This window comes from Natrarchaeobius oligotrophus (genome assembly GCF_003841465.1).
Taxonomy (GTDB): Archaea; Halobacteriota; Halobacteria; order Halobacteriales; family Natrialbaceae; genus Natrarchaeobius; species Natrarchaeobius oligotrophus.
In genome coordinates this window covers 239503-257574 of record NZ_REFZ01000002.1, presented here as the reverse complement: position 1 = coordinate 257574, position 18072 = coordinate 239503, and the positions used below count along the sequence as shown (strand labels likewise).

Genomic DNA, 18072 nt, shown 5'->3' with positions numbered 1-18072 from the left:
CTCGATACGTTACACGCTCGTTCAAAGAACGGCTCCCGATCTGCCGGTCCCACGGAGGGCCGCCGCCGTTCGCCGGCCCGCTGTTGGCCGTTCACACCCCGCAATTTCTCGAACACTTACCACTTAGTTTACACGAATACTGTTGTAATCTAGTCATGTGTTCGCACGGGGTCTGTCGACGGTATGCAAACCGCGCTCGTCGACGATTCGACCGCGCCGACGGACGGTGGTATTTTCACCCCCCGCAACGCAGTGTGTCACCATGATCTCTGTCGATCGAGACCGCCTCCGTGCCGACATCGAAGCGAATGCGGAGTTTGGCACAGTCGAGTCAGACGCCGGCCGCGGACGGACCGTGCTGACGGGGTCCGAAGCCGACGGACAGGCGCGGGAACGACTGGTCGACCGACTCGAGGCCGCCGGCCTCGAGGTGCGCGTCGATCCGGTGGGCAACGTCGCGGGCCGCTGGGTTCCGGACGGAGTTTCCCCGGACGTCGCACCGATCGCGCTCGGGAGCCACCTCGACTCCGTCCCGCGTGGCGGAATCTTCGACGGCCCGCTCGGCGTCTACGCGGCGCTCGAAGCGGTTCGGGCGATCCAGGAGTCAGCGACGACGCCGGAGCGCCCGCTCGAAGTCGTCTCGTTCACCGAGGAGGAGGGAGCCCAGTTCGGCGTCGGAACCCTCGGCTCGAGCGTCGCGGCGGACCGACTGTCCGTCGAGGAGGCCCACGCGCTGACGAACGACGCCGGCGAAACACTCGAGGAACGTCTCGAGGGGATCGGATTCGTCGGCTCGGACGAGGTCGATCCATCGACCTGGAACGCCTGGCTCGAGGTTCACGTCGAGCAGGACACGAAACTGGAATCCGCGGGGATTCCGATCGGCGTCGTGAATTCGATCTCCGGGATCACCAACTGCACGGCAACGGTCTCCGGCGAGGCGAACCACGCCGGTGCGACGTCGATGGCCGACCGTCGCGACGCGCTGACGGCCGCCTCGGAGTTCGTCGTCGACGTCGAACGCATCGCGAAGGGCGTGACGGACGACCACCCGACGGCCGTCGCCACCGTCGGTAGACAGGACGTCGAGCCGAACGTCCGAAACATCGTCCCGGGTCGCGTTCGGATGGAGATGGACGTCCGAAGCGTCGAGGCAGACGCGATCGACGCGATCGTCGAGCGAAGCGCGGAACGCCTCGAGCGACTCGAGTCGGAGCGGCCGGTCGAGACGTCGTTCGATCGCCACCGCGACTCGCCGCCGGTCCACCTGAGCGACCGATGCGTCGACGCGATCGGACGAGCGACAGACCGCCTCGACGTCGAAGCCACGACGATGCACTCGGCGGCGATCCACGACACCGGCAACGTCGCCGCGATGACCGACGCGGCCATGCTGTTCGCGCCGTCGCGCGACGGCGTCTCTCACTCCCCGCTCGAGTGGACCGACTGGGACGACTGTGCGACCAGCGCGGCGGTCCTCGGTGCGGCCGCGCTCGAGCTCGCCTGAATTCTTGCACTCGAGCGCCGTCCCGATCGACGTGACCGAACGGTCGCCGGTTGCGATCCGAGTAGCCCGATCGCTCACCGCCGAGACGATGATACCGCCTATGGCGGCAGTAGTTTTTATTGACGGGTTCGCGTACTGCAGGTATGGAACGATACGCCATCAACCCGCCCGAACTGAAAGACGCACGCGAGATCGGCTACAACCACGGCATCGTCGCCAACGGACAGCTCTACTCGGCCGGACAGGTCGCGATGGACGAAACTTCCGAGATCATCGGCGACGACGTCGAGACGCAGGCCCGAAAAGCCTACGAGAACGTCGGCATCCTGCTCGAGACGATCGACAAGGGCTTCGAGGACGTCGTGAAGGTGACGACGCACATCATCGATCCGTACGAGCAGTACTTCAACGGCTACAAGGAGGTCTACATGGAGACGTTCGACGAACCGTACCCCTGTCATACGGTGCTCGGAGCCGATCAGCTCGCACACGAAGGGTACATGCTCGAGATCGAGGTCGAAGTCCCGCTCTCCGAGGATGACATAGCCGCGATCGAACCCGACGGCGACGTGATCCGACGCATCTGAGCGAGTCGGTATCACAGGCCGTGGTAGCAATCGCCGGAAATATATCCCTGGACCGTCTTACGAGGTATCATGGAGATCGAGGAGACAGTTACAGTACCTACTGCCCGAGAGACCGTCATCGAAGAAATGCAGCGCCCGGAAGTCCTCGAGCGCGTCATCCCGAACTGCACGGGCGCGGAACAGACCGGCGATCGGTCCTACCGGGTGGAGGTTTCGGAGTCGATCTCCCGCGTCTCGCTCGACCTCGAGGTCGACCTCGAGATCACGGAGTTCGATCCGCCGAACTCGTTCGTGGTCAGCGTCGACGGCGAAGCGCCGGGAAGCAACACCCAGGTTCAGGCCGAAGCGAGCTACGTTCTGGAGGAAACCGGCGACGGGACTGACATCCACCAGACGATGACGATCGACGTCAGCGGCAAACTCGCCTCGCTGGGCTTTCGGATGCTTCGTAGCACGGTCAACAAGCGGATGCAGACGATGGTCGACAACGTCCAGGCCGAGTTCGCGGAGCCGGCCACAGAGGGTACCGTCGACACCTGAGCGGACGCCACCGATCGAACCGAACGGACGAGCGACGGCGGTGGACGCCGAACGGCGGCGGTTGCGAACCTTTTATGCGGATACGGCGAACAGACTCGAGATATGTCTGACGTCGATATTCAGTTCTCCGGCGGTCGCGTCTACCACGCCGGCGAACTGCAGGACCTGACCGTCGGCGTGACCGACGGGATCGTCACGCACCTGGTCGAACCGCACGCGGAACTCGAGGCCGACGAACGAGTCGACCTCGACGGCGAGTGGCTCCTCCCCGGATTCGTCGACGGCCACATCCACCTGCGTGAGCCGGGCTACGTGGAAAAAGAGGGGATCGAGTCGGGAACGGCCGCGGCGGTCGCGGGCGGGGTGACGACGATCGTCGAGATGCCCAACACGGTGCCGCCCGTCCTCGACGTGGATCGGCTGCGGTCGAAGGCCGACCGGTTCGATCGGGACTCCCACGTCGACCACGCCTTTTTCGGCGCGATCACCGAGGAGAACGTGGGTACGGGCGACATTCGGGCGCTCGCCGACGCCGGCGTGACTGCGTTCAAGACCTTCATGGCGACGAGTTTCGGTCCGCTGCTCATGGACGACAAGGGCGTACTCTACCGCGCGTTCGAGGAGGTGGCCGACGCCGGATTGCCGCTGTACATCCACGCCGAGGACGAGGAGTACCTCGACGAGTTCCGCGCGCGCTGTGCGGACGACGGCGGCATGGACGCCTTCTTCGACTCGCGGCCGCCGATCGCCGAGACGACGGCCGTGAGCGACGTCCTCGACGTCGTCGCCGAGACGGGCACCGAGACGGTGATCGCACACGTCACGACCGCCGAAGCGCTCGCGCGCATCCGAGACGCGAGAGCGGACGGGCTCCCGGTCCACGCCGAGGTTACTCCGTACCACCTCACGTTCGATCGCGACGACGTCGCCTCGATCGGAACGCACGCGATCGGTACCCCGCCGGCTCGCGACGCCGAGAACTTCGAACGGCTCTGGGATCACCTCGAGTCGGGCGACGTCCAGCTACTCGGATCGGACCACGCCCCCCACCAGCTCGAGGAGCGCGACCGACCACCGCTCGAGGTGCCGCCGGGGATGCCCCAGCTCGAGACTGCCGTCCCCGCGATGCTCGATGCGATCGATCGCGGCCGGCTCACCGTCTCGCAACTCGTCGATCTCTACGCGCAACGGCCGGCCAGACTCCACGGGCTCTACCCGCGGAAGGGGGCGATTCGACCGGGAGCCGACGCCGACCTGGTGGTCGTCGATCCGGACCGCGAGTGGACGGTCGACGCGACGCGGTTCGAGAGCGCGGCTGACTACAGCCCGTTCGACGGATTGAGGCTGACGGGGATGCCGACCGCGGTCTACCAGCGGGGCGCGCTCGTCGCCGAGGAGATGGCGACGCTGAACGAGCCCGGCGACGGACGGAGAATATCCTAGCGGAGCAGTAACGAAGCGAAAAAGGGCATCGTTCGCCGTCGAACGGCGCAGATTCGACCGCTCAGTTTTCGTCGTCTGGCATCGCCGTGTACACCGTCTCCGGCGACGCCGGCAGCTCGGTGATGCGCGCGCCGACCGCGTCGTAGATCCCGTTGAGGATCGCACCCGGTGTGGCGGTGATCGACGGCTCGCCGATTCCTTTCGCGCCGTACGGTCCCTCCCCGGACTCGGACTCGAAGATGATCGTCTCCATCTCCGGCGCGTCGGCCGTCGAGGGGAGTTTGTAGTCGGCGAGGTTTCGCGTGAGTGGGACGCCGTCGTCGAGCGAGTAGTCCTCCATCAGCGCGTAACCCAGTCCCTGGACCGCGCCGCCTTCGATCTGGCCCTGCACTCGCGCCGGGTTGATCGCCTTCCCGACGTCGTGTGCGAGCGCGAGTTTGTTCACCGAGACGTCCCCGGTGCGGGTGTTCACCGCGACCTCGGCTCCCTGCGTGCTGAACGTGAAGTCGGGGAAGATCGACCCCTCGAGCACCTCGTCTTCGATCGGCGGCTCGGTCGGCGCGCGGAACGTCTCGAGTTCTTGGAGCGGGTTCCCTTCGGCGTGACAGGCTTTGACGACCTCGCCGAGCGGGATGTCGCTCGTCTGTCCCGGCGTTCGGACGGTGCCGTTGACCAGCTCGAGTTCGTCGGGGTCGACGCGCTCGTCGGTGAGTTCGACGGCCTTCTGGAGCAGTTGCTGGCGGAGCTTGTTCGCCGTCTTTCTGACCGCGTTCCCGGACATGTACAGGCCGCGGGTCGCGGTTACGGTCCCGCCGAGGGGTGTCGACTGGGTGTCGCTCGAGTTCACCTGGACGTTCTCGGTCGAGATGCCGAGTTCCTCGGCGGCGATCTGTCGCAGCGACTCGCGCTGGCCGCCGCCGAGGTCCGGAATGCCGTTGCGGACGACGGCGCTGCCGTCTTTCTCGAGGCCGACCCAGGCCGACGAGAGGTCGCCGAGATAGCGCATGCGGCCGTAGGACTGCCAGCTGCTTGCGATCCCCTGGCCGACGACGACGTCTGGATCGTCGGGATCTTCGGGTTCGCCGAGCGCGTCGAGAACGGCGTCCTGGGTCTCCTCGAGCATGACCGCCGACTGGATGGGCTGGCCCGTCGCCGTGGTGTCTCCTTGCTCGATGTAGTTCTTCCGGCGCACCTCGGCGGGGTCCACCCCGAGTTCGCGCGCGATGGCGTCGATCTGCTGTTCGACGGCGTAGGTGATCTCGACCGCGCCGAACGAGCGGAACGCGCTCCCCGGCGTGTTGTTCGTCAGCACGGAGTAGCCGTCGGCTTTCACGTTCGGAATCTTGTACGGCCCCGTCGAGTGGTACGTCGCGTACAGCAGGATCCACGGACTCAGGTAGACGTACGCGCCGGAGTCGGAGATCAGCTCGGACTCGACGGCGAGCAGGTTCCCCTCGTCGTCGGCGGCGTGTTTGAACCGGACGGTAAACGGCGACCGCTTGTGGCGGCCGACGAACATCTCGTCTCTGTCGTAGGTGAGTTTCACCGGTCGGCCGGTCTCCCAGGCGAGCAGGGCGATGTAAGGCTCGACGGTGAGGTCTTCCTTACCACCGAAGCCGCCGCCCATGAGCGTCCCGCGAACGCGAACCTTGCTCTCGGGAAGTCCGAGGATCTCGGCGACCTCGCGGTACTGCTCGATGACCTGGGTGGCGACCCGGAGGTTGAGGACGCCGTCGTCGTCGGTCCAGGCGACCCCGGATTCGGGCTCGAGGTGGGCGTGCTCCTGGAAGGACGACTGGTACTCGTTTTCGACGACGACGTCTGCCTCGTCGAAGGCGCTGTCGACGTCGCCCTCCCTGAGTTTCCACCTGGCGATGACGTTGTTCCCGCCGTGGACCGCCGGCGCGTCGTCGTCCATCGCCTCCTCGGGATCGAAGACGCCCTCTTTCGATCCGTAGCTGACGCGGATGCGCTCGGCCGCCTCCGCGGCGATCTCCGGATCGGTCGCCGCGACGACCGCGACGGGTTCGCCGAAGTAGCGGACGACCTCGTCCGCGAGCACCTGGTGTTTGGCCTCGAGCAACCCGACTTCCTGGGACTGGCCGACGACGTTCGACGCCGACTTGTTGTTCGGAACGTCGTCCGCCGTGAGGACGGCTTCGACGCCGTCCATCGCTTCGGCCTCGCTCGTGTCGACGTCCTCGACGGTGGCGCTCGCCCGGGTCGATCGGCACACCTTGGCGTGTAACAGCCCCTCCCTGTCGAAGTCGTCCGCGTAGGCTAGTTCACCGGTGACTTTCGATCGATCGTCCGGACCGTAGTGACGATCACCGACGCTCGAGAACGTCTTCTTCTGTTTCTGTTCCTGCTGGAGTTGGTTAGCGGTCATGCGTGGTAGACGTGGTCGTGAGTACGGTTACCGGCCTGTCAGTCGCTCGAGCGACGAACGAGCCGCGTAATCGGCTATTCGTCACCGAGCGCTCTCGTTACCGTACGTGTCGATGACTGTAGCGGCGGTATTAAAATCTTCGGCGCGCCGGCACGGGCGAAGTTTTAATACCGTCTCCACCCGACCTTTGAGACGACGCGTATGTCAGCGCAAACCGAGTACTACAGGCCGGAGACCGTCGATTCGGTCTGTCAAATGCTAGACGAATTAACCGACCCGACGATCGTCGCCGGGATGCAATCTCTCGGGCTACTGATGAAAGAGGGGATCGTTTCGCCCGATACGCTGGTCGACATCAACGGCGTCGAGGGATTGGGTGAGATCGAACGGGACGACGACCACGTCACGCTGGGGGCGGTCGTCAACCACAGCGACGTGGAGCGTTCGGACGTCGTCCACGACGCGGTTCCCGTGCTGGCGGAGGCGGCGGGGGAGATCGCGGACCTGCAGATCCGCAACGCCGGGACGATCGGCGGCGCGACGGCGTACGCCGATCCGACCGGCGACTACCCGCCCGTGCTGATGGCGCTTGCCGCGACGATCGTCTCGCGGACGACCGACGACGAGATCGAACGCGACGCTGGCGAGTTCTTCACAGGCTTCTACGAGTGCGCGCTCGGCCCGACCGAGTTGCTGACCGAGATCCGCGTCCCCCGCGTCGGCGACGGCGAGGGCGTCGGCTACGAGAAGCTGGCCTACCGCGAGAACGATCGGGCCGTCGTCAACGTCGCCTCGTACCTCTCGTTCGACGGCGACGAGTGCGAGACCGCGCGCATCGTCGTCGGCAGCGTCTCCGACCGGCCGATCGCCGCGTCGGACGCCGCCGCCGAACTCGTCGGTACCGAAGTCACCGACGAGGAACTCGAGGCTGCGGCCGCGGCCGCCGCCGAAGAGGTTCCCGTCGATCCCGACCCGTCCGTATCGGCCGAGTACCGCCAGTCGATGGTTCGGAACCTGGCGGAGAAAACGCTCCGAACCGCTCGCGAGGAAGCACGCACATGACGGAACTGACCCTGACCGTAAACGGAGAATCGCACACGATCGACGTCGATCCCTCGAAGCCGCTCGTGGACGTCCTTCGGGACGATCTCGGACTGACCGGAACGAAGAAAGGCTGTTCGACGGGCGTCTGCGGTGCCTGCACCGTCAGGATCGACGACGAGCCGCGAAAAGCCTGCATGCACATCGCCGGCATGGCCGACGGCAAGTCGATCCAGACCGTCGAGGATCTCGCCGACGATGGCGACCTCCACCCTGTCCAGGAGGCGTTCCTCGAGGAGTTCTCGCTCCAGTGTGGCTTCTGTACGCCCGGGTTCGTCATGTCCACCGTCGCGTTGCTCGAGGAGAATTCGGATCCGACGGACGAAGAGATCGAGACGGCACTCCACGGCAACACCTGTCGGTGCACCGGCTACGACATGATCTTCGAGGGCGTCAAGCGGGCGGCGGGGGAGATGAGCGACGACTCTCGAGCGAGTCCGGCCGACGATTGATGCGGTCTGGCGTACGGAAGTGTCGGAGCGACTGCTGGACGGCTCGCGGCCGCTCCGGCAACGACTGTCTGCAGTCGGCGTGAGGGACGTGCCATCCGGCCGGCGACCGGCACGCCAACGACACTGAGGGGCGGTGTACTCGGGGGGAGTCGGGGGGTGGTGATCGAAGTTTTGCGGACGAATCACCGAAGATCTTTTGCCGATCCGAGTAAGTGACAACGTATGTCCAGTACTGTACGGATCGTTCACCTCGATCCAGACTGGTTCGGTACCGTCGACGGCGAGCGACGCGCGTTCGAGCGAGCGTTCGAGTCCGTGGCCGTCGAGGCCGTGGACGTCTCGCCGGAGGAGTCCGCGGACGACGTCGCACGGCGAGTCGGCGAGGCCGACGCGTTGCTCACGCACTACACGGACGTTCCCGGCGAACTGATGGACGCGACGGGCTGTTCGGTCGTCAGCCGGTACGCGACCGGCATCGACGGCATCGACGTGGAGGGCGCGACCGAACGCGGCGTTCGCGTCACGAACGTCCCCACCTACTGTAACCGCGAGGTCGGCGAACACGTGATCGCGCTCGCGCTTTCGTGTCTCCGCGGGCTCCCGCAGTACGACGCGTCGACGGCCGACGGCGAGTGGGAGTGGGACCTCGTCGACCCCGTTCGTCCGTTCTCGGAGCTCACGTTCGGATTCCTCGCGTTCGGCAACAAGGCCCGAGCGGCCGCCGACCTCGCGAACGCGATCGGCTTCGACTGCGTCGCCGCGGACCCGTTCCTCGACGACGAGGACGTCAGGGACGCGGGCGTCGAACCCGTCGAGTTCGACGAACTGATCGAGCGATCCGACGTGCTGTCGCTCAACGCGCCGCTGACCGACGAGACCCGGGGGATCGTCGACGCCGACGTGCTCTCGCGGATGCCCGAGGCGAGCGTCCTCGTCAACACCTCCCGCGGAGAACTCGTCGACGAAGACGCGCTCGTCGACGCCCTCGAGGACGGACCGCTGCTCTCGGCCGGACTCGACGTGCTCGCGACCGAACCGCCGTCGGCGTCGAACCCGCTGCTCGACCGCGACGACGTCGTCGTGACGCCCCACGCCGCGTGGTACTCCGAGCGATCGGTCGAGGCGCTGATCGAGAAGGGATCCGAAGCCGTCGTCGCGGCCTACGAGCGCCGCGAGCACGAGGGGATCGTCAATCCCGAGGCGCTCGAGTAGGAACGAACCACCGTACGGAGACCAAACGACTTTAGCCATCCTCTGACAGGTACTCACATGGACGAGAGCGAACTCGCGGGACGGATCGTTCGGATGCCCGAATCCGGAATCAGGGAAGTGTTCGACGAGGCGGCCACGTACGACGACGTCGCCGATTTGAGCATCGGCGAGCCGGACTTTACGACGCCGGAACCGATCGTCGACCGCGTCGACGACCGCGTCAGAAGCGGCGCGACCCACTACACGCCGACGCAGGGGCGGCCGGATCTGCGGGAGGCGCTGTCGGCGAAACTCGAGCGCGAAAACGGCATCTCGGCCGACCCCGAGACGGAGGTCATCGTCACGCCCGGCGCGATGGGTGCGCTGTTCGAGGCGATCCACTCGCTCGTCGACTCCGGCGACGAGGTCGTCATCCCCGAACCCTACTGGCCGAACTACGACGGCCACGTCGCCAGCGCGGGCGGGACGGTCGTCCCCGTCGAGACGGATCCGGAGGACGGTTTCGTTCCGTCACCCGAGGACGTCGCGGACGCGATCACGCCCGAGACGAAACTTCTCGTACTGAACACGCCGTCGAACCCGACCGGCGCGGTGATCCCGCCGGCGACGCTCGAGGAGATCGCGGCCGTCGTCGACCGCGCCGGCGTCTGGTGTCTCGTCGACGAGACGTACGAGTCGCTGGTGTACGACGACGCCGAACATCACTCGATCGCGAGCGACCCCGAAACGTTCGACCGAACGCTCACGGTCCACAGCTTCTCGAAGGCGTACGCGATGACCGGCTGGCGCGTCGGCTACGTCTCCGGACCGTCGCACGTGATCGACTCGATCCGGGTCCTCCAGGAACACACCGTTTCGTGCGTCGCCGAGCCCGCACAGGAGGCCGCGTTGGCCGCACTCTCCGAACCCGAACTGCTCGACGACGTGCGCGAGATCTTCGATCGTCGCCGCTCCCTGCTGCTCGAGGAACTCGAGGCGGTGCCGGGACTCTCGCCGGTCGAACCCGCGGGCGCGTTTTACGTCTTCGCCGAGATCACCGGCACGGACCGCGACAGCCGCTCGGTCGTGATGCAGTTGCTCGAGGACGAGCAGGTCGCCGTCGTTCCCGGCGGCGTGTTCGGCGACTCCGCCGACTCGTACGTCCGACTCTCGTACGCGACCGACGAGGAAACGATTCGGGAGGCGGTCGACCGAATGCGACGCGTTTTCGAGTCGTTCTCTTCGTAACTGCCCGGCGCTCCTTTTAAACCCTTGGCGTACGGTGAGCGATCGCTTACCCTCCTCGACGCCCACGTCTGAACCACGATGAACTTCGAATGGTCAGAGGAGTACACGCTGATCAAGCAGGTGATCGCCGACCTCGCGGCGGACTACCCCGACGAGTACTGGCGTGACGTCCGCGCGGAGAACCGCTTTCCGACCGAACTGTACCAGGATCTGGCCGACGGTGGCTGGCTCGGGATCCTCTTTCCCGAGCGCTACGACGGTCAGGACATGGACCTGCTCGCGCTGCTGGCCGTCGTCGAGACGTTGGCCGAAGAGGGGTCGTGGATCGGCGCGGTCTCGCTGCTGTCGGGGCCGGTGTTCGGGGGGCTTTCGATCCTCGAGCACGGAACGGAAGCCCAGAAGGAGCGATACCTTCCCCCGATCGTCGACGGCAGCGAGCGGTGGGCGCTCGGCGTCACCGAGGCGAACGCGGGCCTGAACACCACGAACATCCAGACGCGGGCCGAACGCGACGGCGACGAGTTCGTCGTTTCGGGCGGCAAGCAGTTCATCTCGGGCGTCGATCACTCCCACCGGATGCTCCTGCTCGCCCGAACCACGCCGAAAGACGAGGTCGATTCGCCGGCAGACGGAATCACCATGTTCGTCCTCGATCTGGACGACGAGGACGTCCACTACGACGAGATCGACCTAGACATCTACTACCCGGAACGGACGTTCGAGATCCAACTCGACGACGTTCGCGTCGGCGAAGACCGGGTGCTCGGCACCGTCGACGGCGGCTTTCGACAGCTGTTCGACACTCTCAACACCGAGCGGATCATCCTCGGCGCCTGTTCGTGGGGCGCGGGAAAGACCGTCCTCGACGCGGCCGTCGAGCAGGCCCGGGAACGAGTCGTCTGGTCGGAGCCGATCGGCGGCCACCAGGCGATCCAGCACCCCCTCGCCGACGCCTACGCCGACCTCGAGAGCGCGAGACTCGTCCTCCGGAAGGCGGCGTGGCAGCAGTCGAACGGGCGCGAGGGCGTCGGCGAGGCCGCGAACCTCGCCAACCTGCAGGCCGGGAAAGCGGCCTGGAACGCAGCGGAGGCGGCGATGACGACCTTCGGCGGGATGTCGGTCGCCGCCGAGATGGGCGTGGCCGCGGCGTGGGGATTCATCCGCCACGCTCGGACGGTCCCGGTCAGCGAGGAGATGATCCGCAACTACCTCGGCCAGCACACGCTCGGACTCCCGAAATCCTACTGACCATGCTCGAGCACTACACCGTCCTCGAAGTCGGCGACTACGTCGCGGTACCGTACGCCGGAAAGCTCCTCGGGGACTGCGGGGCCGACGTGATCAAAGTCGAACCGCCGGACGGCGACTCCGCACGACGGGTTCCCCCGTTCGTCGACGGCGACGGTCGAAGCGAGAGCGCGTCGTTCGGCTACCTCAACACGAGCAAACGAAGCGTCACGCTCTCTCCGTCCAGTGATCGTGCGCCGGAGCTGCTCGAGGACGCGATCGAGACTCTGGAGATCGACCTCGTCCTCGAGAGCCGACTCGACGACTACGGGATCGACGGACGCACGCTCCAGGAGCGCGACGACGGGCTCACCGTCGTCTCGGTGAGCGGCTTCGGTTCGGACGGTCCGTTCGCGGAGTTCAGCGGACCGGAGATCGTCGCGATGGCCGAAAGCGGTCAGATGAACAAGATGGGATACCCGGACGAACCGCCGCTTCGTCCGCGGGTCAAAAGCGCCGACTTCTGGGCGGGCCAGCACGCGGCGATCGGCGGGCTCGCCGCGCTCCTGGTTCGCGACCTCCAGAACGGATGCGGGCAGTACGTCGACGTCGCCGCCCGCGACGTCGCGATCACGTACATGGAGGGCTTTCTCGCCGGCTACTCCTGGTCCGGCGAACCGACCGAGCGGACCGGCCTCGGCTACCCCGACCAGGACGGCCAGCCCGGACTGCCGGCCCTCTACGAGGCCGCGGACGGCTACGTCTCGGCCGCGGTGAGCGACGCCCGCTGGGACGCCTTCTGCGAGGACGTCCTCGAGCGACCGGAGCTAACCGAGGACGACCGGTTTGCAACGCCGGAGGCCCGCCTCGAGAACCTGCCGGCGATGCGGGAGGTCGTCGAATCCTACACCGGCCAGCGGGGGAAGTGGGAGCTGTTCGAGGAGTTCCAGGACAACGGCATCCCCTGCGGGATCGTCCAGACGCCGACCGAACTGCTCGAGTTCGAGCACCTCCGCGAGCGCGGATTCTGGACGGACCTCGAGCTTCCGAACGGGGAAACGGTCACCGTTCCCGGCTCGCCGTTCCGCGTCGACGGCTCGCAGCTGCCGATGGACGCGCCGCCCGCCCTCGGCGAAGACAACGATCTCTACGACGAACTCGGGCTGGATCGAGACCGACTCGCCGCGTCGGGGGTGATCCGATGACCGGCGACGCCGACCGCGGTGGTGGTGAATCCGTCCGGGAGGCGGACGACTCTCCGAAGCCGCTCGAGGGAATCCGCGTCCTCGATTTCACGTGGGTGTACGCGGGCCCGCACGCGACGAAACACCTGGCGGCCCTCGGCGCGGACGTCGTCAAGGTGGAGTCGAAGTACAAACCCGACATGATGCGGTACGGCTACACCTACGACGAGTTCGAGGCGGGCGAGAGTCCCAACGTCTCCGCGTTCTACAACGAGTTCAACCTCGGAAAGCGGAGCCTCCGGCTGAACCTGAAGCGCGAGCGCGGCCGAGAGCTCGCCCTCGAGCTGGCCGCCGCGGCCGACGTCTGGATCGAGAATTTCTCTCCGGGATTCCTCCGCTCGATCGACCTCGGTTACGAGTCGGTGCGAGCGGTCAACCCGGAGATCGTCTCCGTCTCGATGCCGGGATGGGCCTCTTCGGGGCCGGCCGCGGAGTACCGCGCCTGGGGGATGAACCTCGAGGCGATGGCCGGGCTGGACCACCTCTCGGGTCGGCCCGACGATCCGCCGACGCCGGCGGGCTTCTCCTGGCCCGATCCGACGGCGGGCGTGATGGCCGTCTTCGCTATTTTGGCCGCGCTCGCCTCGCGCGAATCCACCGGGGAGGGTCGCCGGATCGAGATTCCGCAGTTCGAGACGACCGTCTCGCTCCTTCACGGCGCCCTCGCGACCGCCGACCTGACCGGGGAGTCCGGCGAACGGACGGGCGCGCGCGACGAGGACCGGCGATTCGTACAGGGGGTCTACGAGTGTCGCGGCGAGGACGACTGGCTCGCCGTCGCCGTCGGAACCGACGCCCAGTGGCGGACGCTGTGCGACGTCGTCGGCCGGCCGGAGCTCGCGACCGATTCGGAGCTGGCCACGCACGCCGCTCGGCTGCGCAACCACGATCGCTTCGACGAGGTCGTCGAATCCTGGAGCCGGGATACGAACGCTGAGGAGGCCCGAACGACGCTGCAGGAACGCGGCGTGCCGGCCGGCCGCGTCGCGAACGAGCGCGACCTCGTCGAGGACGACCCGCAACTGCGCGAGCGAACCACCTTCGTCGAACGCGACCACCCGGAGGTCGGCGAGCGGACGTACACCGGCTTCCCGTCGGAGTTCTCCGCCGTCGACGTGACCCCGCCGTCTCGAGCCCCGCTCTTTGGCGAACACACCGACGACGTCCTCCGGGACTGGCTCGAGATGCCCGACGAGCGGATCGATCGCCTGCAGACCGACGAGATCCTCTACTGACCGCGTTCGGATCGTCGCTCGAGTACGCGTTTCGTCGTCGACCGACCGACGGTTCGTACGGACTGTTGAAAGTCGGTACCGGTACACCCACAGGACGGTCGCGATTGTACCGGTAATCTCACATCGGACCGTCTCACGTGACGTTCGAGACCGAAAGCGGCGGGCAACAGTATAGTGGCGCCGGGACGTATCCCCCCGCATGCACGAGGCGACGATGTCGATCGAGTACCGGAGCCTGTACGCCGATCTCTCGACGGAGTACGACGTCGACGTCGAGCTCTGGTGCAACAACCGCTGGGACATCATCTTCCTTCGGGGGCCCGACTCGACGAACGCCCTCGAGGTTCTCGCGGCGGAACTCGGCGTGTACGACGCGATCGTCGACGGAACCGACGTACTCGCGTTCACGAGCACGTGCCTCCGCGAACACGGCGACGACTTCGTCGAAGCTCACCTGGAACGCAACGACTGTCGTACGATCCCGCCGCTTTCCTACCACGACGGCCGGATCCACCTTCGCATCGTCGCCTCGGAGTTCGAGCACCTCTCGCGCCTGTTCGAGGAACTCGCCGAGCGCTTCGCCGTGTCGGTCGTCTCCAAGCGGGAACTCGAGACGGCGGGGTACGAACTTCTGGTGCCGCGGGTGGCCGGGGTCGACCTCACGGATCGCCAGGAGACCGCGCTGGTGGCGGCGTTCGAGGGCGGCTACTACGACATCCCGCGTCGCACCCGGACGGCCGACCTGGCCGACGAGATCGGCGTCGACAGGCGCACGTTCGAGTACCACCTGCGCCGAGCCGAGAACCGTCTCGTCGCACGATTTCTCGAGAACTTTCGATCCGTCGACCGCTGAATCGACCGCGTCGGCCCCCTCCCGGATCGTCTCTTCGTCGCAGTTCTCGAGCGGGTGTGATCGAACGGGGGATCGGTTCGACCAGCACGGGGCGTCGTGAACGGGGACGAAGACGATCGCTCAAAAATCGGACCGGAGGTAGTCGCTCGCGAACCGGGAGACGTCCCTCGAGAACGTAGCGCTCCGTCCAGCCCTCGAGAGTCGGTCCTAGGTCGAGTCCTCGAGCACCGGACGGATCCGCTCGTCGAGCAGTCCGGACCTGACCATCGTCGCGACGTCGTCGATCTCGTCGTGCAACGGCCGGTCGTCCTCGAGCGGCGGGGCGAGTTCCCGGACGGCCTCGTAGACGAGCGACGTTCCGCGGCCGTGCGAGAGGTCGTCGTCGACGAACTCCGCGGCCTGTGCGCCACAGAGTAGTTCGACGGCGACGACCGTCGTCAGTCGATCGACGGCCCGGGTGGCGTTGAGGGCGCTCGTCGCGCTCATGCTGACGTGGTCTTCCTGGTTACCGCTGACCGGCGTCGTGTCGATCGACGCGCGCCCGATCGAGCGGAGTTCGTTGACCATCGCGGCCGCGGTGTACTGTCCGATCATGTAGCCGGAGTTGAGGCCGCTCTCGGGCGTCAGAAACGGCGGCAGGTGCGACTCCTGGACGTTCGGGTTGAGCAGCCGATCCACCCGCCGCTCGCCGATCGCCGCCAGCTCGGTCACCGCACTCAGCGCGTAATCCAGCCGGAGCGCGAGCGGCTCGCCGTGGAAGTTCCCGCCGGAGACCACCTTCGCGTCGGCGGTCCCGCTCGCGTGATCGCCGACGCGGTCGCCGGAGAACAGAAGCGGGTTGTCCGTCGCGCTGTTCAGCTCGACCTCGACCGCATCGCGCAGGTGGTCCAGCGCGTCCCGAACCGCGCCGTGGACCTGCGGAATGCACCGGAAGGAGTAGGCGTCCTGGATGCGATCGCAGTCGCGGTGGGAGGCGACGATCCCGGAGCCGTCGACGAGCCGGCGCACGTTTCGCGCCGTCTCGAGCTGACCGTCGTGCGGTCGCGCCTCGTGAATCGCCGGCTCCGCGATCGCGTCGGTTCCCATCGAAACCTCGAGCGACAGCGATCCGGCGGCGTCGGCGGCGCGCAACGCGCGCTCGGCGTCGACGAGAAACAGCGACGCCAGGCCGACGCTCAGCTGCGTGCCGTTGATTAGCGCGAGCCCCTCTTTCGCGGTGAGCGTGACCGGCTCGAGTCCGACGGCCTCGAGCGCCTCGTCGCCGGAGACTCGAGCCCGGGCGTTCTCGGGCTGCGCCCGTCGTTCGTCGTCGACGACGGCCTGGCCCTCCCCGATCAGCACGAGCGAGGCGTGTGCGAGCGGCGCGAGGTCGCCGCTGGCCCCCAGGCTCCCGCGGGATCTGACGATCGGGTGGACGCCCTCGTTGAGCAGCTCGACCAGCAGATCGACGACGTGCTCGCGCACGCCGGAGTAACCCACCGCCAGCGCGTTGATTCTGGTCAGCAGGAGCGCTCGGACTTCGACTCGCGTCAGCACCCGGCCCGCGCCCGAGGCGTGGCTCCGGAGGAGGTTCGTCTGGAGCTGATCGACGTCGTCCGGCGGAATCCGCTCGTCCACGAGCTCGCCGAAGCCGGTGTTCAGGCCGTAGGCGATCGCGCCGCTGTCGACGATCTCCTCGACCCGCCGTCGCGCGTTCCGAATTTCCGTTCGCGCTTCCTCCGGAACCTCGACGCGGGCGTCGTCTCGCGCGACCGCGACGACGTCCTCGGGCTCGAGCGAGCTGCCGTCGCAGACGACAGTGTCACGATCACTCATGGACGACCTCACCGTCCTTGACGACCGTATCGACGCGGTTGACGCCGAAGCTGTAGGGCACGTGGACGTGCGACGGCGCGTCGAGCACGCAGAGATCCGCGGGCGCGCCGACCTCGAGGCGTCCCGGTCCGTCCGGTCGATCGATCGCGGCCGCCGCGGTTCTCGTCGCGGCGACCAGCGCCTCGGCGGGCGTCATTCGCATGCCGACGCAGGCGAGCGTCGTCGCGTACCCCATGCTGTGGGAGTAGCAGTTCGGGTTGAAGTCCGTCGCCAGCGCGACCGGCGCGCCCTCCTCGAGCATGCCGCGGGCGTCCGCGTACTCGGTTCGGAGCCCGAAGGCCGTGCCGGGGAGCAACACCGGGACCGTCCCGGCGTCGATCAGCGCCCGCACGTCGTCGGTCGTCGCGTGCAACAGGTGGTCGGCGCTCGTCGCGCCGACGTCGGCAGCGAGCTGCGTGCCGCCGAGGTGGACGAACTCCTCGGCGTGGACCTTCGGCGCGAGTCCGTGCGCTCGGCCCGCCTCGAGAATCCGACGGGACTGCTCGACGGAGAAGACGTCCTCCTCGCAGAACACGTCGCAGAACTCCGCGATTCCCTGGTCCGCCACGGTGGGGAGTTGCTCGTCGATCACCTCGTCGACGTACTCGTCGGCGTCGCTTCCCTCGGGAACCGCGTGAGCGCCCATGTACGTGGCGACGAGGTCGATCGGGTGGCGTTCGTCCGCCCGCTCGATCGCCTCGAGCATCCGGAGTTCGGTCTCGGCGTCGAGGCCGTAGCCGGATTTCACCTCGACGGTCGTCGAGCCGTGGGCGAGCATCACGTCGAGGTGATCGAGGAGGTTCGCGAGCAGCGTCTCGTCGTCGGCCTCGCGCGTCGCCCGTACCGTCCGGAGGATTCCGCCGCCTTCGGCCATGATCTCCTGGTAGCTCTTGCCCTGAAGCTTGGCCTCGAACTCGTCGGAGCGATCGCCCGCGAACACGGCGTGCGTGTGCGGATCGACGAAGCCGGGCTGGACGGTCCGTCCGGTCGCGTCGATCGCCGTCTCGGCGTTCTCCGGCGGATACTCCCGCGTGATCGCGCCGCTGTCGCCGACGGCCTCGATCTCGCCGTCGACCACCGCAACCGCGCCGTCGTCGATGGGCTCCAGGCCGCTCGACGCGCTCGAGCCGTCACCGTCGCGGACGGCCGCGACCTCCGACGCGTCGTGGACGACCAGCTGCAGGTCGGTCATGCGGACCGC

Annotated in this window: 15 protein-coding genes; 12 read left to right on the top strand and 3 right to left on the bottom strand. The window is 67.1% G+C overall.

Features of this window, described 5'->3' with window-relative positions; translation table 11 throughout:
• The first annotated feature begins 265 nt into the window (after nt 1–265).
• The 4 genes from EA472_RS03970 to EA472_RS03955 all read left to right on the top strand — a co-directional run bounded on the left by EA472_RS03970 (nt 266) and on the right by EA472_RS03955 (nt 4077).
• Nucleotides 266–1507: a Zn-dependent hydrolase gene (locus EA472_RS03970; protein WP_124190411.1), complete on the top strand. Its 1242-nt coding sequence runs from the start codon at nt 266–268 to the stop codon at nt 1505–1507.
• A 143-nt stretch (nt 1508–1650) separates the two neighbouring features.
• Nucleotides 1651–2094 (top strand): RidA family protein, encoded by a 444-nt coding sequence (locus tag EA472_RS03965; protein ID WP_124190212.1) that lies wholly within the window; start codon nt 1651–1653, stop codon nt 2092–2094.
• Nucleotides 2095–2163: 69 nt separating this feature from the next.
• Nucleotides 2164–2634 (top strand): CoxG family protein, encoded by a 471-nt coding sequence (locus tag EA472_RS03960; protein ID WP_124190211.1) that lies wholly within the window; start codon nt 2164–2166, stop codon nt 2632–2634.
• A gap of 102 nt (nt 2635–2736) precedes the next feature.
• Complete coding sequence (locus tag EA472_RS03955; RefSeq protein WP_124190210.1) at nt 2737–4077, top strand: dihydroorotase; 1341 nt, start codon at nt 2737–2739, stop codon at nt 4075–4077.
• Nucleotides 4078–4138: 61 nt separating this feature from the next.
• Here EA472_RS03955 and EA472_RS03950 read toward each other — a convergent pair whose 3' ends face one another.
• Complete coding sequence (locus tag EA472_RS03950; RefSeq protein ID WP_124190209.1) at nt 4139–6466, bottom strand: xanthine dehydrogenase family protein molybdopterin-binding subunit; 2328 nt, start codon at nt 6464–6466, stop codon at nt 4139–4141.
• Between the two features lie 201 nt (nt 6467–6667).
• On the opposite strand from EA472_RS03950, the gene EA472_RS03945 reads away from it, so the two are divergent.
• The 8 genes from EA472_RS03945 to EA472_RS03910 all read left to right on the top strand — a co-directional run bounded on the left by EA472_RS03945 (nt 6668) and on the right by EA472_RS03910 (nt 15017).
• Nucleotides 6668–7528, top strand: coding sequence for an FAD binding domain-containing protein (locus EA472_RS03945; RefSeq protein WP_124190208.1), 861 nt, complete (start codon nt 6668–6670; stop codon nt 7526–7528).
• On the top strand, nt 7525–8019 hold the full coding sequence (locus tag EA472_RS03940; RefSeq protein WP_124190207.1) for a (2Fe-2S)-binding protein: 495 nt from the start codon (nt 7525–7527) through the stop codon (nt 8017–8019). The genes EA472_RS03945 and EA472_RS03940 overlap by 4 nt, the downstream gene beginning before the upstream one ends.
• A gap of 222 nt (nt 8020–8241) precedes the next feature.
• On the top strand, nt 8242–9231 hold the full coding sequence (locus tag EA472_RS03935) for a C-terminal binding protein (RefSeq protein ID WP_124190206.1): 990 nt from the start codon (nt 8242–8244) through the stop codon (nt 9229–9231).
• A 57-nt stretch (nt 9232–9288) separates the two neighbouring features.
• A complete protein-coding gene (locus tag EA472_RS03930; protein WP_124190205.1) occupies nt 9289–10458 on the top strand; it encodes a pyridoxal phosphate-dependent aminotransferase in 1170 nt (389 codons plus the stop codon).
• A 78-nt stretch (nt 10459–10536) separates the two neighbouring features.
• Complete coding sequence (locus EA472_RS03925; protein ID WP_124190204.1) at nt 10537–11706, top strand: acyl-CoA dehydrogenase family protein; 1170 nt, start codon at nt 10537–10539, stop codon at nt 11704–11706.
• Nucleotides 11707–11708: 2 nt separating this feature from the next.
• The gene (locus EA472_RS03920) at nt 11709–12890 is read left to right on the top strand and encodes a CaiB/BaiF CoA transferase family protein (protein ID WP_124190203.1); all 1182 of its coding nucleotides are present in this window, start codon (nt 11709–11711) and stop codon (nt 12888–12890) included.
• The gene (locus tag EA472_RS03915; protein WP_124190202.1) at nt 12887–14164 is read left to right on the top strand and encodes a CaiB/BaiF CoA transferase family protein; all 1278 of its coding nucleotides are present in this window, start codon (nt 12887–12889) and stop codon (nt 14162–14164) included. The genes EA472_RS03920 and EA472_RS03915 overlap by 4 nt, the downstream gene beginning before the upstream one ends.
• Nucleotides 14165–14363: 199 nt before the next feature.
• On the top strand, nt 14364–15017 hold the full coding sequence (locus EA472_RS03910) for a helix-turn-helix domain-containing protein (protein WP_124190201.1): 654 nt from the start codon (nt 14364–14366) through the stop codon (nt 15015–15017).
• A 207-nt stretch (nt 15018–15224) separates the two neighbouring features.
• Here EA472_RS03910 and hutH read toward each other — a convergent pair whose 3' ends face one another.
• Both hutH and hutI read right to left on the bottom strand, forming a co-directional pair.
• Nucleotides 15225–16832 (bottom strand): histidine ammonia-lyase, encoded by a 1608-nt coding sequence (gene hutH / locus EA472_RS03905; protein WP_124190200.1) that lies wholly within the window; start codon nt 16830–16832, stop codon nt 15225–15227.
• Nucleotides 16825–18063: an imidazolonepropionase gene (gene hutI, locus EA472_RS03900; protein WP_124190199.1), complete on the bottom strand. Its 1239-nt coding sequence runs from the start codon at nt 18061–18063 to the stop codon at nt 16825–16827. Before hutI ends, hutH begins: the two co-directional genes overlap by 8 nt.
• Nucleotides 18064–18072 lie beyond the last annotated feature (9 nt).